Here is a 14850-nt window from a genome sequence, read left to right on the forward strand (position 1 = left end):
ATGAGCAGCATCCACCCCACCGCGATCGTCGACCCTGCCGCCCGCCTGCACCCCTCGGTCGAGGTCGGGCCGTATTCGATCATCGGTGCACACGTCAGCCTGGGCGAGGGCAGCCGTGTCGGTCCGCACTGCGTGATCGACGGCCACACCACGATCGGCCGCGACAACCGCTTCTACCCGTTCTGCTCGATCGGCTCCGATCCGCAGGACAAGAAGTACGCGGGCGAACCCACCCGGCTGGAAATCGGCGACGGCAACACCTTCCGCGAATCCTGCACCGTGTCCACCGGCACGACGCAGGACGAGGGCGTCACCCGCATCGGCGACGACAACTGGCTCATGGCCTACGTCCACATCGCCCACGATTGCCGCATCGGCAGCCACACCATCATGGCCAACGTCACGACGCTGGCCGGCCACGTGCACGTGGGCGACTGGGCCATCATCGGCGGGCTGACCGGCATCCACCAGTTCAGCCGCGTCGGTGCCCACGCGATGGCCGGCTTCGCCTCGCGCATCGCGCAGGACGTGCCGCCGTTCGTCATGGTCGCCGGCAACCCCTGCGAAGCCCACGGTTTCAACCAGGAAGGCCTGAAGCGCCGCGGCTTCAGCGCCGAGCGCATCGGTGTGGTCAAGCAGATGTACCGCGCGCTCTACCGCAAGAGCCTGACGCTCGACGCCGCGAAGGCCGAGATCGAGGCGTTGCTGGGCACGGTGCCGGACGCAGACGGCGAGGTGCGGCTGATGCTGGACTTCCTGGCCAACGCGCCCCGCGGCATCGTCCGCTGAGCGCTTGACGCGATGAACACGACCGATCCGCGTCTGGCGCTGGTGGCCGGCGAGGCGTCCGGCGATCTGCTGGCCGGCCTGTTGCTGGGTGGCCTGAAGCAGCGCTGGCCTGACCTGCAGTCCGCGGGCATTGGCGGGCCGCAGATGAAGCGCCACGGCTTCGACGCCTGGTGGCCGTACGACCTGCTGGCCGTGCATGGCTACAGCTTCGAGCTGCTCTGGCGGCTGCGCCGGCTGTTCAAGATGCGTGCAGAGCTGGGCGATCGGCTGCTGAAGGAGCGCCCGGACGCCTTCATCGGGGTCGATGCGCCTGATTTCAACCTCGGCCTCGAAACCCGCCTGAAGAAGGCTGGCATCAAGACCATCCATTTCGTCAGCCCGTCGATCTGGGCCTGGCGCGGCAACCGCATCCACAAGATCCGCGCCGCCGTGGACCATGTGCTGTGCCTGTTCCCCTTCGAGCCGGAGCTGTACCAGCGCGCCGGCATCGCCGCCACCTACGTGGGCCATCCGCTGGCCGACGCGATCCCGATGGAGGTGCCGCGTGCTGCCGCCCGCTCGGCGCTTGGTCTGGCCGATGAGGCGACCGTGATCGCCTTGCTGCCGGGCAGCCGCCGCAGCGAGATCCGCTACATCCTGCCGAGCCTGCTGGGAGCGGCTGCACTGCTGACGAAGCAACGGCCGGCGCTGAAGTTCGTGCTGCCCGCGATGCGCGGCGTGCGCGACCTGATCGATCCGCTGGTGGCGAAGTTTGCTGGCCAGATCGATCTGCAGGTCATTGATGGCCGCTCGCACGAGGCCCTGGCCGCCTGTGACCTGACCCTCATCGCCAGCGGCACGGCCACGCTCGAAGCGGCCCTGTTCAAGCGCCCGATGGTCATCACCTACAACATGCACTGGCTGTCCTGGCTGCGCATGAAGGGCATGGCCTACCAGCCGTGGGTGGGGCTGCCGAACATCCTGGCGCGCGGCTTTGTCGTGCCGGAATTGCTGCAGGATTCCTGCACGCCCGAAGCGCTGGCCCAGGCGGCCGAGCAGTGGCTGGACAGCCCCGCGCGCTGCGAGGGCGTGCGCCAGCGCTTCACCGAACTGCACCACCTGCTGCGCCAGGACACGGCGCGACGAGCCACCGATGCCATCGCGCAGATCCTCGGCCGCTGAGCCACCGCCCTTCATCAGCGAGCAGTTCGCGCTGAGCTTCGACCGCCCCGGCCTGATCGCGGGCGTGGACGAGGCCGGCCGCGGTCCGCTGGCGGGGCCGGTGGTGGCGGCAGCGGTGATCCTCGACGATCTGCAGCCGATCGCCGGCCTGGCCGACTCGAAGGTGCTCACGGCCAAGCGGCGCGAACGGCTCTTCGACGAGATCCGCGCCAAGGCGCTGGCCTGCTGCATCGCCGAGGCCACGGTCGAAGAGATCGACCAGCTCAACATCCTGCACGCGACCATGCTGGCGATGCGCCGCGCGGTCGAGGGCCTGCGGCTGCGGCCGGTCAAGGTGCTGGTCGACGGCAACCGCATCCCGACGCTGCGCATCCCCGCCGAGGCGATCGTCAAAGGCGACGCCAAGGTGCAGGCGATCTCGGCCGCGTCGATCCTGGCCAAGGTGCACCGGGACCGGCTCTGCGCTGAGCTGCATCTGCGCTATCCCCAGTACGCCTTCGATGTCCACAAGGGCTACCCGACCGCCGCCCATCTCAGCCTGCTGCGCGAGCACGGCCCCTGCGACCAGCACCGCCGCTCCTACGCGCCCGTGCGCGCCGCGGCCCTGCTGCACCCGTCCACGATCCTGCCCCTGATCCCGAACCCGACCCGATGAAAGAACCTCGCCACATCACCTCCCGCAGCAGCCCGCTGGTCAAGGACCTGCGCCGGCTCGCCCAGGAGCCGGGCGCTTACCGCAAGCTCGGTCTCGTCTGGCTGGAGGGCGATCACCTGTGCCGGGCCTTCCTGGCGCGCGGCGGGCGGCCGCGGCAGGCCGTGATCGGTGCGGGGGCCTGGCTGCAACCCGGCCCGCGCGAGCTGGCGCTGAGGGCGGACGAGATCAGCGTGCTCGACGACAGCCTGCTGCCCGAGGTCAGTTCGCTGGAATCGCCTGCGCCGATCGGGTTCCTGATCGACGGTCCCGCCAAAGGGCAGGCGCCGCTGGCGGGCGTGGCCACGGTGGTGCTCGACCGCCTGCAGGACCCGGGCAACGTCGGCACCATCCTGCGCAGTGCCGCCGCACTGGGCGTGAAACAGGTGCTGACGATGAAGGGCAGCGCCGGCCTGTGGTCGCCCAAGGTGCTGCGTGCTGGCATGGGGGCGCACTTCGCCTTGCATCTGGTCGAGGGCGTGATCGTCAGCGAACTCGATTCGCTGGGCATCACCCTCATCGCCACCAGTTCGCACGCCGCGCAGGCGCTGCACGAGCTGACCCTGCCCGCGCCCTGCGCCTGGGTCTTCGGCCATGAAGGGCAGGGCGTTGCCGAGCCGCTGATGCAGCGCTGCGGGCTGACGGTGCGCATTCCGCAGCCCGGCGGCGAGGAGTCGCTCAACGTGGCGGCAGCGACCGCCATCTGTCTCTACGAATCGGCGCGGCAGGCGCTCTGATCCGGCTCAGTAGATCAGCCGGTCCGGCCGGATGTCGCGCAGGATCGTCGTGGCGATTTCCTCGATCGACTTGTGCGTCGAGGACAGCCAGGCGATGCCCTCGCGCTTCATCATCCGCTCGGCCTCGTTGATCTCGGCACGGCAGTTCTCCAGCGCGGCGTACTTGCTGCCGGGGCGGCGCTCGTTGCGGATCTGGCTGAGGCGGTCGGCGTCGATGGTCAGGCCGAAGCACTTGCGCTTGTGCGGCTTGAGCATGGTGGGCAGGCTGTCGCGCTCGAAGTCCTCGGGGATCAGCGGGCAGTTGGCGGCCTTGATGCCGTGCTGCATCGCCAGGTAGAGCGAGGTCGGTGTCTTGCCGCAGCGGCTCACGCCCACCAGGATCACGTCCGCTTCGGCCAGGTTGCGTGCCGACTGGCCGTCATCGTGCGCCAGCGAGAAGTTGATTGCCTCGATGCGGTCGTGGTACTCCTGACTCTTGGCGACGTCGGAGAAGCGGCCGACCCGGTGGTTGCTCTTCACGCCCAGCTCGATCTCGATCGGCTCGACGAAGGTGCGGAACATGTCCAGCACCAGCGCATTGCACTGTTCGCTGAGCAGGTCCCGCACATCGTTCTTGGCCAGCGTCAGGAAGACGATCGGTCGCTGGCCCTCCTGCAGTGCGAGCTGGTTGATCTCCTTGACGACATGCTCCGCCTTTTCCTGGGTGTCGATGAAGGGTCGGCGGATGTGGCGGTGCTTGGCCGGGAACTGGGCCATGATCGAGTTGCCGAAGGTCTCCGCGGTGATGCCGGTGCCATCGGAGACGAAGAAGACTGTGCGATTGGGCATGTGTTCTGCGTGTTGGCGCGTAAGGGTACAGATGGGGTACATCATAGGCCGCAGCACCCTTAGAATCCGCGGCAACACGCCGACCGTCATGCGCTCCTCGACACCCCTCACGCACGAACAACATCCAGAAAGCGGATGCGTGTCGAGCTGCGCCCCGCGCCACCGCTGCCCAGGGACCCACGGATCGGCTCCAGGTTTTTTACATCATGGAGCTTTGTCATGTCTTCTTCCCCTCTGGCGACCGCCCTGGTAGTTCCCTTCGAACACCTGCGCATGACCGACGTCGATACCGTCGGCGGCAAGAATTCTTCCCTCGGTGAAATGATCAGCCAGCTCGCGGCCTCGGGTGTGCGCGTGCCTGGCGGCTTTGCCACGACTGCCCAGGCCTTTCGCGAGTTCCTGACGGCCAGCCATCTGACCGAAAAGATCAACGCCCGCCTGGACGCCCTGAACACCGACGACGTGCGTGCGCTGGCGGAAGCCGGTGCCGAGATCCGCGGCTGGGTCGAGTCCGCGCCGTTCCCGGCCGAATTCGAGGCGCAGATCCGCGCCGAGTTCGACAAGCTGACCGCTGGCAACCCCGGCGCGTCGTTCGCCGTGCGCTCGTCCGCCACCGCGGAAGACCTGCCGGATGCGTCGTTCGCCGGCCAGCAGGAGTCCTTCCTGAACGTCGTCGGCATCGACGCCGTGCTGCACAAGATCCGCGAAGTGTTCGCCTCGCTCTACAACGACCGCGCGATCTCCTACCGCGTCCACAAGGGCTTCGCGCACGCCGATGTCGCGCTGTCGGCCGGCATCCAGCGCATGGTGCGTTCGGACCTGGGCGCTGCGGGCGTGATGTTCACGATGGACACCGAATCCGGCTTCCAGGATGTCGTCTTCATCACGTCGAGCTACGGCCTGGGCGAGACGGTGGTGCAGGGCGCCGTGAACCCGGACGAGTTCTACGTCCACAAGCCGACGCTGCGCAACGGCAAGGCCGCCGTGATCCGCCGCAACCTGGGTTCCAAGCTGATCCGCATGGAGTTCGCGACGCCGGAAGAGAAGGCCGCCACCGGCAAGCTGGTGCGCACCGTCGACACGCCGCCCGAGATGCGCAACCGCTACTCGCTGACCGATGCTGACGTGACCGAGCTGGCCCGCTACGCGCTGATCATCGAGAAGCACTACGGCCGCCCGATGGACATCGAGTGGGGCAAGGACGGCGGCGACGGCCAGCTCTACATCCTGCAGGCGCGTCCCGAGACCGTGAAGAGCCAGATGGCCGGCAAGGTCGAGCACCGCTACAAGCTCAAGAGCAGCACCGACCGCACCATCCTCGCCGAAGGCCGTGCCATCGGCCAGAAGATCGGCACCGGCCCGGTGCGCCTGGTCCACTCGATCGCCGAGATGGAGCGCGTGCAGCCCGGTGACGTGCTGGTCACCGACATGACCGACCCGAACTGGGAGCCGGTGATGAAGCGCGCCGCTGCCATCGTCACCAACCGCGGTGGTCGCACCTGCCATGCGGCCATCATCGCGCGTGAACTCGGCATCCCGGCGGTGGTCGGCTGCGGCGACGCGACCGAGCACCTGAAGGACGGTCAGCTCGTCACGGTCGCGTGCTCGGAAGGCGACACCGGCTACATCTACGACGGCCTGCTCGACATGGAGGTCAGCGAGGTGCAGCGCGGCGAGCTGCCGTATTCGCCGGTCAAGATCATGATGAACGTGGGCAACCCGCAGCTCGCCTTCGACTTCTGCCAGATGCCGAACTCGGGCGTGGGCCTGGCCCGCCTCGAATTCATCATCAACAACAACATCGGCGTCCACCCGAAGGCGATCCTCGACTACCCGAACATCGACTCCGACCTGAAGAAGGCGGTCGAGTCGGTCGCGCGTGGCCACGCCAGCCCGCGGGCGTTCTACGTCGACAAGCTGGTCGAAGGCATCTCCACCATCGCCGCGGCCTTCTGGCCCAAGCCGGTGATCGTGCGCCTGTCGGACTTCAAGTCGAACGAGTACCGCAAGCTGATCGGCGGCAGCCGCTACGAGCCGGAAGAAGAGAACCCGATGCTGGGCTTCCGCGGCGCGGCGCGCTACGTCAGCGCCGAGTTCGGCGAGGCGTTCGCGATGGAGTGCGAGGCGATGCGCCGCGTGCGCGGGGACATGGGCCTGACCAACGTCGAGATCATGGTGCCGTTCGTGCGCACGCTGAAGCAGGCCGAGCGCGTCGTCGGCATGCTGGCGGACCAGGGCCTCAAGCGCGGTCAGGACGGTCTGCGCGTCATCATGATGTGCGAGATCCCGAGCAACGCCATCCTGGCCGAGCAGTACCTGGAGTTCTTCGACGGCATGTCCATCGGCTCCAACGACCTGACCCAGCTCACCCTGGGCCTGGACCGCGACTCGGGCCTCGAAATCCTCGCCGCCGACTTCGACGAACGGGATCCGGCCGTCAAGGCACTGATTTCCCGTGCGATCGCGGCCTGCCGCGCGCATGGCAAGTACATCGGCATCTGCGGCCAGGGCCCCAGCGACCACCCCGATTTCGCCGACTGGCTGGCGCAGGAGGGTATCGTGTCGATCTCGCTGAACCCGGACTCGGTCGTCGAGACCTGGCAGCGTCTGGCCAAGCGCTGACCGCGCCTCGGCGCACCCCATGAGGCGACCACCGTCGCCTCGCCCCGCACAGCCCACCCATCCCGGTGGGCTGTTGCATTGCGTGGTTCGTCTTGGTGTCATTCCTGTGGCGAGTCTGACAGCGGCTGCGCACAATTCACGCCAGAGGTGATTGCATGGATGACAGGACACACGACCGCTCCCCGAAACGGACCTATTGGCACCGGGTATGCCTGTGGACGCTGCTGGGGCTGGGGCTGTGGTTCGGCGTCACCTTCGGCGTGTCGTGGTGGGCCCATGCGCTGGATGCCTGGAAAGTCGGGCGCATGCCGGCTGGCTACTGGTGGGCCACGCAGGGCGCGATCGGCGTGTACCTGCTGATCATCGTCGGACACGCCTGGCTGATGGACCGCCTGGAGCGCGAGGTCCTGACCGAGGGCGATTCCCGCCATGGCTGATCCGCGTCTGGGGGCGTCCGAGGAGACACGGGTCTTCACGCAGGTGCTGTTTCGCCGCTATGCGGTCTACACGCTGGGCGTGCTCCTGTTCATCCTCGGGCTGGGCGCGATGGAGCGGATGGGCTGGCCGCGCAGCTGGATCGGCGGCACCTTCCTGATTGCCACGGTGGCGGTCTATGCGGCGATCGGCCTGATGTCGCGCACGACCGACGAGGCGGAGTACTACGTCGCCGGCCGCCGCGTGCCGGCGATCTTCAATGGCATGGCGACCGCCGCGGACTGGATGTCGGCCGCCTCCTTCATCGGCACGGCGGGTGTGCTCTATCTGCAGGGCTTCGCCGGGCTCGCCTACATCCTGGGCTGGACGGGGGGCTACTGCCTCGTGGCGCTGCTGCTGGCGCCCTATCTCCGCCGACTCGGCTTTTTCACCATCCCCGAATTCCTGGGCGCGCGCTACGGCGGCGAACTGCCGCGGCTGGTCGGTGTCGTGGCGGTCGCGCTGGTGTCCTTTGTCTACGTCGTGGTCCAGATCTACGGGGTGGGGCTCATCACCTCGCACCTGACCGGGTTCAGCTTCGAGATCGGCATCTTCGTCGGACTCGGTGGCGTGCTGGTGTGCTCGTTTCTCGGCGGCATGCGGGCGGTGACCTGGACGCAGGTGGCGCAGTACATCATCCTGATCCTGGCCTATCTGACGCCTGTGGTGTGGATGTCGCTGAACCAGACCGGCAGCCCGTTCCCGCTGTTTTCGTACGGGCAGCAACTGGAGCATGTCACCCAGCGCGAGGAGGTGTTCAAGAAGGACCCGGCCGAACTCACCGTGATCCGGCAACTGCAGGTGCGTGCGGACGATGCGCTGCGCAAGCTCGCCGACGTCCGCCAGGCGATGGTCGATGATGCCGAGACGCTGTCGGCACAGGTCAAGGCCCTGCAGGTCGCCGATGCGGCACCGGCACGGGTGCAGCAGGCCGAGCGCCGGCTGCTGAGCCGGCCCCAGACGGAAAGTGCTGCCCGCATGGCCTACCAGCATGAATACGACGATGCCCGGCAACGGGCGTTGCCGCTGGGTGGCATGCCGCCTCAGGCGCAGCCGATCGCCGCGGGGAATCCGCGGGGGGATGCCGTGGCGCGGGAGGCCTACGAAGTGGGGCGGCGCAACTTCCTGGCGCTGGTGCTGTGCCTGATGCTGGGCACGGCGGCAATGCCCCATGTGCTGACGCGCTATTACACGACGCCATCGGTCAGCGAGGCGCGGCGCTCGGTGGCGTGGTCGCTGTTCTTCATCGCGCTGCTGTACCTGGCGGCACCGGCACTGGCGGTGATGGTCAAGTACGAGGTGTTCACCAACCTGATCGGCACGCCCTTCGACCAGTTGCCCGGCTGGATCCGGCGCTGGTCCAAGCTGGATTCCACGCTGGTGTCGGTCGAGGACATCAATGGCGATGGCCTGCTGCAGCTGGCCGAGTTGCACCTGGGGGGCGACGTCATCGTGCTGGCCGCTCCCGAGATCGGTGGCTTGCCGCTGGTGGTGACCTATCTGGTGGCGGCGGGCGGGCTGGCGGCGGCGTTGTCCACGGCGGATGGCCTGTTGCTGACCATCTCGAACGCGCTGTCGCATGACCTGTATTTCCGGCTCATCAATCCGCGTGCGCCGGCGATGCGGCGCGTGATGCTGTCGAAGTTCCTGGTGCTGGTGGTGGCGCTGCTGGCGGCGTTCATCGCGTCCATGCGGTTTGCCGACATCCTGCAGTTCGTCGCAGCGGCGTTCTCGCTCGCGGCCGCCACCTTCTTTCCAGCGCTGGTGATGGGCATTTTCTGGCGCCGGGCCAACCGGGTCGGCGCGGTGCTGGGCATGTTGTCGGGCCTGAGCGTGTGCGCCTATTACATGGTCACCAACCACGAACTGCTGCGCCGGGCGTTCGGTATCACGCGGAGCTTGCAGGACTGTGCGTGGTGGGGCATCGATCCGATGGCGGCGGGTGTGTTCGGTGCACCTGCCGGCGCGCTGGTGCTCGTGATCGCCAGCCTGCTGACACCACCGCCAGGGCCGGCGGAGCAGGCGGTGGTGGACCGTCTGCGCACGCCGGGGTGGTCGTAGCGGCTCCGAATCCGCCCGATTCCAGAAACGCGCTACAATCGCAGGCTTTTCTCTTGCTGCACCCGTTTCTTGACGCGACGGGGCGGCTTCCGCAACAGGAATCCATGAGGAGTATCCATGCGTCACTATGAAATCGTTCTGCTGGTCCACCCCGACCAGAGCGAACAAGTTCCGGCCATGCTGGAGCGTTACAAGGCTCTGGTGGCCGCGTCCGGTGGTCAGATCCACCGTGTCGAAGACTGGGGTCGCTTCCAGTTGGCTTACCTGATCAACAAGCTGGCCAAGGCGCACTACCTGTGCCTGAACATCGAATGCAGCAAGGAAACCCTGGCTGAAATCGAAACCGGCTTCCGCTTCAACGACGCAGTCCTGCGCCACCTGACGGTTCGTCGCGACAAGGCCGAAACCGGTCCTTCGTCGATGATGAAGCGCGTGGAGAAGGAAGAAGCGCGCAAGTCGTCGTCCCAGCAGGAAACGAGCAACTGATGTCGGCAGACGCCTGCCACGCTCCGATGGTCAACCAGGTGCTGCTCGCAGCCCAGGTCGTCGAGCGTGCGGCCATGCGCTATACCCCGGCAGGTCTGCCGGCGCTGGATGTGCGGCTGGCTCACGCCTCGCAGATCGAGCACGCCGGACACCCCAGGCAGGTCAGCGTGGAAATCCATGCGACGGCCCTCGGGGACACTGCCCGCCAGCTCGAAAGACTGGCCGTCGGCGAATCCGCGGTCTTCCACGGATTCCTGGGCAAGCAGCGCAGCGGTCGAGGCGTCATGTTCCACATCCGTCAGCTCGACACCCGTCCCAACGTTCCAGTATTGACTTAGGAGGTTGTCATGCCCCCGCCACGTGGTAAGTTTTCCAAGGACCGCAAGGTCAAGCGCAACCAGCAATCCCTGCTGTTCAAGCGCAAGCGTTTCTGCCGCTTCACCGTCGCCGGTGTCGAATCGATCGATTACAAGGATCTCGACATCCTGCGTGATTTCGTCGGCGAAAACGGCAAGATCACCCCGGCCCGCCTGACCGGCACCCGTGCGATCTACCAGCGTCAGCTGACCACCGCGATCAAGCGTGCGCGCTTCCTCGCGATGCTGCCGTACAGCGACCAGCACAAGGTCTGAGGAGTCCGGTATGCAAGTGATCCTGCTCGAAAAAGTGGCCAACCTCGGCACCCTGGGTGACGTGGTCAAGGTCAAGGACGGCTACGCCCGCAACTTCCTGATCCCGACCGGTGCCGCACGTCGTGCCACCGAAAAGGCCATCAAGGAATTCGAAGTCCGCCGCGCCGAACTCGAAAAAGTGCTGGCTGACAAGCTGGCTGCCGCACAGGCCGAAGGCGAAAAGCTGGCTGGCAAGACCGTCACCATCGCCCAGAAGGCCGGTGTCGATGGCCGTCTGTTCGGTTCCGTGACCAACGCCGACGTCGCCGAAGCCCTCAAGGCTTCCGGCTTTGTCGTCGCCAAGGCCCAGGTCCGCATGCCCAATGGCCCGCTGAAGGTCGTTGGCTCGCAGACCGTGGCGGTTGCGCTGCACCATGACGTCGTGGTCGATGTGACCGTGGCTGTCGTCGGCGCGACGGACTGATCCCAGTCCTTGTGCCCGCGCCGTGCTGGTCACGGCGCTCCTGAAGGCCGGCGCAAGCCGGCCTTTTCATTTGGCCTGTCCACAGCCCGCCTCCCGACCTATCATCGAACGATGTCTTCCCTGTCATCCGGATCCATGATGCCGTCCTCCCGGGGCGGTGACGACGAGGTCGCGCGCCTGCGCGTGCCCCCCCACTCGGTCGAAGCCGAACAGAGCGTGCTGGGCGGCCTGCTGCTCGACAACAGCGCGTCCGACCGCGCCGGTGACCTGCTCACCGACAACGATTTCTACCGCTACGAACACAAGCTGATCTACGCGGCCATCATGGCCCTCATCAGCGGCAACAAGCCCGCCGACGTGATCACGGTGTTCGAGCACCTGCAGAGCCTGGGCAAGTCCGACGACGTGGGCGGTCTGGGCTATCTGAACGCGCTGGCCAACAGCGTGCCCGGCGCCGCCAACCTGCGCCGGTACGCCGAGATCGTCCGCGAGCGGGCCATCCTGCGCAAGCTGGTGGAGACCAGCGACGAGATCGCGACCAAGGCGCTGAACCCGCAGGGCACACCCGTCTCGATCATCCTCGACGAAGCAGAAAGCAAGATCTTCAAGATCGGCGAAGAGGGCTCGCGCAACAAGCAGGGCTTCCATTCGCTCGACAACCTCGTCGTCTCGCTGATCGACCGCGTGCAGGAACTGGCCGACAGCGGCGCGGGTGACGTGACCGGTGTGCCGAGCGGTTTCATCGACCTGGACCGCATGACGGCGGGGTTCCAGGGCGGCGATCTGATCATCCTGGCGGCGCGGCCCTCGATGGGGAAGGCGCAACCGCTGGATGCCCGCGTGCGCACCCGCGGTGGCTGGAAATCGATGGGCGAATTGGCGGTGGGTGATGCGCTGGCGTCGGTGGACGGCCGGCCGTCGATCGTCACCGGTGTCTACCCGCAGGGTGTTCGTCAGGTCTATCGAATCACGTTCTCGGATGGTCGATCGACCGAATGTTGTGCGGAACATCTCTGGCGGGTGTCTTCGCGGCACTGGAAGGCGCCGCGGGTCGTGTCTACAGCCGACTTGATCGGCCTGCTTCGGTCCAAGCGCCACCAGTCCCGACTCTGGGTTGATCGAGCCAGTGGCGACTTTGGACACCATGATTCATTGCCCGTGGATCCCTGGGTACTCGGCGCATTGCTGGGGGATGGCGGACTCTCGGGCACCGGCAGCGTTCGATTCTCGACGGCGTCCGCCCAGATGTGCGCGCTGATGTCGGCGCGGGTTGGCGACGGCATGGTGATGACCGAGGCTGGAGGCTACGACTACCGGATCGTGCGACAGGACCGGGGCCATGTCGCAGGTCTGGCTGGCTCGCAACCCAATCCCTTGCGCATGGCGTTGGAGGCGCTAGGTGTGTCTGGCCTGTCCAGTGCGCACAAGTTCGTGCCTCGCTGCTATCTGGAGGCTCATCGGGACGCTCGTCTGGATGTGCTGCGCGGTCTGCTCGACACCGATGGCTGGGTGGAGCGATGGGGCAGCGTTCGCTTTTCGACGTCGAGCCGGCAACTGGCCGACGATGTGGCGGAACTGGTGCGTTCGCTCGGCGGCTGGTGTTCGATCACTGTCAAGCAACCACACTTCACGAACGCGGCCGGCGAGCGGGTGCCAGGATTGCCGGCCTATGTCTGCCACATCAGCCACCCGGAACCACAGAGCCTGTTCCTCCTCTCGGAAAAACAGGCCCGCGCGCCAGCGGCCTGGACCCGTCAGAAGCGTCTGACGATCACCTCGATCGAGCCGACACGGGAGACGGTCTGCCAGTGCATCTCCGTCAGTCACCCTGAGCGGCTCTACATCACGGACCAGGACATCGTCACCCACAACACGGCCTTCGCGCTCAACATCGCCGAACACGTCGCCGTCAAGGAGCGCAAGCCGGTCGTCGTGTTCTCCATGGAAATGGGGGCGTCCCAACTGGCGCTGCGGATGGTCGGCTCGCTCGGTCGCATCGACCAGCAGCACCTGCGCACCGGGGCGCTGAACGACGATGAATGGGGGCGGCTGTCCGAGGTGCTGGACCTGCTGCATGGCGTTCACCTGTTCATCGACGAGACGCCCGCGCTGACGCCGGGTGAGGTGCGGGCGCGGGCGCGTCGGCAGGCGCGGCAGTTCGGGCAGCTTGGCCTGATCGTGGTCGACTACCTGCAGCTCATGAGCGGCTCCGGCTCCAGCAGCGGTGAAAACCGGGCGACCGAGATCAGCGAGATCTCGCGTGGTCTGAAGGCGCTGGCCAAGGAGCTGCAGTGCCCCGTGATTGCCCTGTCGCAGCTCAACCGGTCGGTGGAAACACGCACCGACAAGCGGCCGATGATGAGCGACCTGCGCGAATCTGGTGCCATCGAACAGGATGCAGACGTCATCATGTTCATCTACCGCGACGACTACTACAACAAGGAGTCGAAGGAGCCGGGGGTGGCGGAGATCGTGATCGGCAAGCAGCGGAACGGCCCGGTGGGCACGGTCAAGCTGGCCTTCATGAAGCCGCTGACCAAGTTCGAGAACCTGGCGCCCGGCAGCTACGGCGGCGAATACTGACCGGTCTCCTGCCGGTTGTGCATGAAAAAGGGGCCTCGCGGCCCCTTCTGCGTTGTGGAAACGCCGTGGATCAGTCGTCGCTGCCGAAGCCGATGCCGAAGAGCATCAGCAGGTTCTGGAACACGTTGTAGAGGTCCAGGTACAGCGCCAGCGTCGCGCTGATGTAGTTGGTTTCGCCGCCGTCGAGGATGCGGCGGATGTCGTACAGCATGAAGGCCGAGAAGATGCCGATGGCCAGCACCGACAGCGCCATCATCATCGCGCTCGACTGCACGAACAGGTTGATGACCATCGCCACCATCAGCACGACAGCGCCGACGAACAGGAACTTGCCCATGCCCGACAGGTCGCGCTTGATCACGCTGGCCAGTGCGGCCATCGCGAAGAACACACCCGCCGTGCCGCCGAAGGCCAGCATGATCACCGAGGCCCCGTTGGACATGCCCAGCACGAAGGCCAGCATCCGCGAGAGCATCAGCCCCATGAAGAACGTGAAACCGAGCAGCACGCCCACGCCCGCGGCCGAGTGCTTGGTCTTCTCGATGGCGAACATGAAGCCGAACGCACCGGCCAGGAACAAGACCATCGACAGTCCATTGCCCATCGTGGCCAGCAGGCCGGTGGAGACGCCGATCCAGGCGCCCAGCACGGTGGGCACCATCGATGCGGCGAGCAGCAGGTAGGTGTTGCGCAGCACGCGGTTCTGCTGTGCAGCCAGCGCGCCTTGACCAGACACGCCGGGGAAGGTGGGCAGGCGTTCGTTCATGGAACCTCCAGTAGGGTGTGAAGAAGATGTTGCGGTTCGTTGGAGCCCGCAGGTCCAGTTTAGTTCCGGGCCGTGCGCCATGGGAAGCGGCGCGGTAAAGTGCGACGCTTTGTGTTTCGTAACAGGACAACAGGACCGATCCCATGAAGACCAAGCCCGTACTGACGCTGGACGATACCCGCCGCATGGCCCAGGCCGCTGAAGCCGAGGCCGTGCGCAACCACTGGGCGGTGACGATCGCGATCGTCGATGACGGCGGTCACCTGCTGTGGCTGCAGCGGCTGGATGGTGCCGCCCCGCTGTCGGCCCACATCGCGCCGGCCAAGGCCCACACGGCTGCCCTGGGGCAGCGTGAGTCGCGCGTCTATGAAGAGATGATCAACCAGGGACGGTATTCGTTCCTGAGCGCGCCGGCGGTGGAAGGCCTGCTGGAAGGCGGCGTGCCGATCCTGGTGCAGGGCGTCTGTGTCGGTGCCGTGGGGGTCAGCGGCGTGAAGTCGAGCGAGGATGCGCAGGTGGCGCGCGCCGGCATCGCTGCACTCGTGACGGGGGCCTGA

General features: G+C 66.5%; 15 protein-coding genes. 13 read left to right on the forward strand and 2 right to left on the reverse strand.

The features are described from left to right. The 4 genes from lpxA to BDD16_RS17255 are packed head-to-tail and all read left to right on the forward strand — an operon-like array spanning position 1 to position 3378. Positions 1-789 carry an acyl-ACP--UDP-N-acetylglucosamine O-acyltransferase gene (lpxA, locus tag BDD16_RS17240; protein WP_179635071.1) on the forward strand — a complete coding sequence of 263 codons (789 nt, stop codon included), beginning with the start codon at positions 1-3 and terminating at the stop codon, positions 787-789. Positions 790-801: 12 nt separating this feature from the next. After that, on the forward strand, positions 802-1950 hold the full coding sequence (gene lpxB / locus BDD16_RS17245; protein ID WP_179635072.1) for a lipid-A-disaccharide synthase: 1149 nt from the start codon (positions 802-804) through the stop codon (positions 1948-1950). Then, a complete protein-coding gene (gene rnhB / locus BDD16_RS17250; protein ID WP_179635073.1) occupies positions 1922-2605 on the forward strand; it encodes a ribonuclease HII in 684 nt (227 codons plus the stop codon). The genes lpxB and rnhB overlap by 29 nt, the downstream gene beginning before the upstream one ends. After that, positions 2602-3378: a TrmH family RNA methyltransferase gene (locus tag BDD16_RS17255; RefSeq protein WP_179635074.1), complete on the forward strand. Its 777-nt coding sequence runs from the start codon at positions 2602-2604 to the stop codon at positions 3376-3378. The genes rnhB and BDD16_RS17255 overlap by 4 nt, the downstream gene beginning before the upstream one ends. 6 nt (positions 3379-3384) lie before the next feature. On the opposite strand, the gene ppsR is transcribed toward BDD16_RS17255, so the two are convergent. Then, a complete protein-coding gene (gene ppsR / locus BDD16_RS17260; protein ID WP_179635075.1) occupies positions 3385-4206 on the reverse strand; it encodes a posphoenolpyruvate synthetase regulatory kinase/phosphorylase PpsR in 822 nt (273 codons plus the stop codon). Between the two features lie 219 nt (positions 4207-4425). Here ppsR and ppsA point away from each other — a divergent pair, with 219 nt between their 5' ends. The 8 genes from ppsA to dnaB all read left to right on the forward strand — a co-directional run bounded on the left by ppsA (position 4426) and on the right by dnaB (position 13527). After that, a complete protein-coding gene (gene ppsA, locus BDD16_RS17265) occupies positions 4426-6828 on the forward strand; it encodes a phosphoenolpyruvate synthase (RefSeq protein WP_179635076.1) in 2403 nt (800 codons plus the stop codon). Between the two features lie 155 nt (positions 6829-6983). Then, positions 6984-7265 (forward strand): DUF4212 domain-containing protein, encoded by a 282-nt coding sequence (locus BDD16_RS17270; protein ID WP_179635077.1) that lies wholly within the window; start codon positions 6984-6986, stop codon positions 7263-7265. Beyond that, positions 7258-9363: a sodium:solute symporter family protein gene (locus tag BDD16_RS17275; RefSeq protein ID WP_179635078.1), complete on the forward strand. Its 2106-nt coding sequence runs from the start codon at positions 7258-7260 to the stop codon at positions 9361-9363. The genes BDD16_RS17270 and BDD16_RS17275 overlap by 8 nt, the downstream gene beginning before the upstream one ends. A gap of 117 nt (positions 9364-9480) precedes the next feature. After that, a complete protein-coding gene (gene rpsF / locus BDD16_RS17280) occupies positions 9481-9849 on the forward strand; it encodes a 30S ribosomal protein S6 (RefSeq protein ID WP_179635079.1) in 369 nt (122 codons plus the stop codon). Further along, the gene (gene priB, locus BDD16_RS17285; RefSeq protein WP_246332585.1) at positions 9849-10187 is read left to right on the forward strand and encodes a primosomal replication protein N; all 339 of its coding nucleotides are present in this window, start codon (positions 9849-9851) and stop codon (positions 10185-10187) included. The genes rpsF and priB overlap by 1 nt, the downstream gene beginning before the upstream one ends. 9 nt (positions 10188-10196) lie before the next feature. Beyond that, entirely contained in the window at positions 10197-10481 is a 285-nt protein-coding gene (gene rpsR, locus BDD16_RS17290; protein WP_179635080.1) for a 30S ribosomal protein S18, read from the forward strand. Positions 10482-10491: 10 nt separating this feature from the next. Further along, a complete protein-coding gene (gene rplI / locus BDD16_RS17295; RefSeq protein ID WP_179635081.1) occupies positions 10492-10944 on the forward strand; it encodes a 50S ribosomal protein L9 in 453 nt (150 codons plus the stop codon). Positions 10945-11082: 138 nt separating this feature from the next. After that, a complete protein-coding gene (gene dnaB, locus BDD16_RS17300) occupies positions 11083-13527 on the forward strand; it encodes a replicative DNA helicase (RefSeq protein ID WP_310733998.1) in 2445 nt (814 codons plus the stop codon). 70 nt (positions 13528-13597) lie between these two features. On the opposite strand, the gene BDD16_RS17305 is transcribed toward dnaB, so the two are convergent. Further along, positions 13598-14293, reverse strand: coding sequence for a Bax inhibitor-1 family protein (locus BDD16_RS17305; RefSeq protein WP_179635083.1), 696 nt, complete (start codon positions 14291-14293; stop codon positions 13598-13600). Positions 14294-14436: 143 nt separating this feature from the next. Here BDD16_RS17305 and BDD16_RS17310 point away from each other — a divergent pair, with 143 nt between their 5' ends. Further along, a complete protein-coding gene (locus BDD16_RS17310) occupies positions 14437-14850 on the forward strand; it encodes a GlcG/HbpS family heme-binding protein (protein ID WP_179635084.1) in 414 nt (137 codons plus the stop codon).

Source organism: Sphaerotilus montanus (assembly GCF_013410775.1).
GTDB lineage: Bacteria > Pseudomonadota > Gammaproteobacteria > Burkholderiales > Burkholderiaceae_C > Sphaerotilus > Sphaerotilus montanus.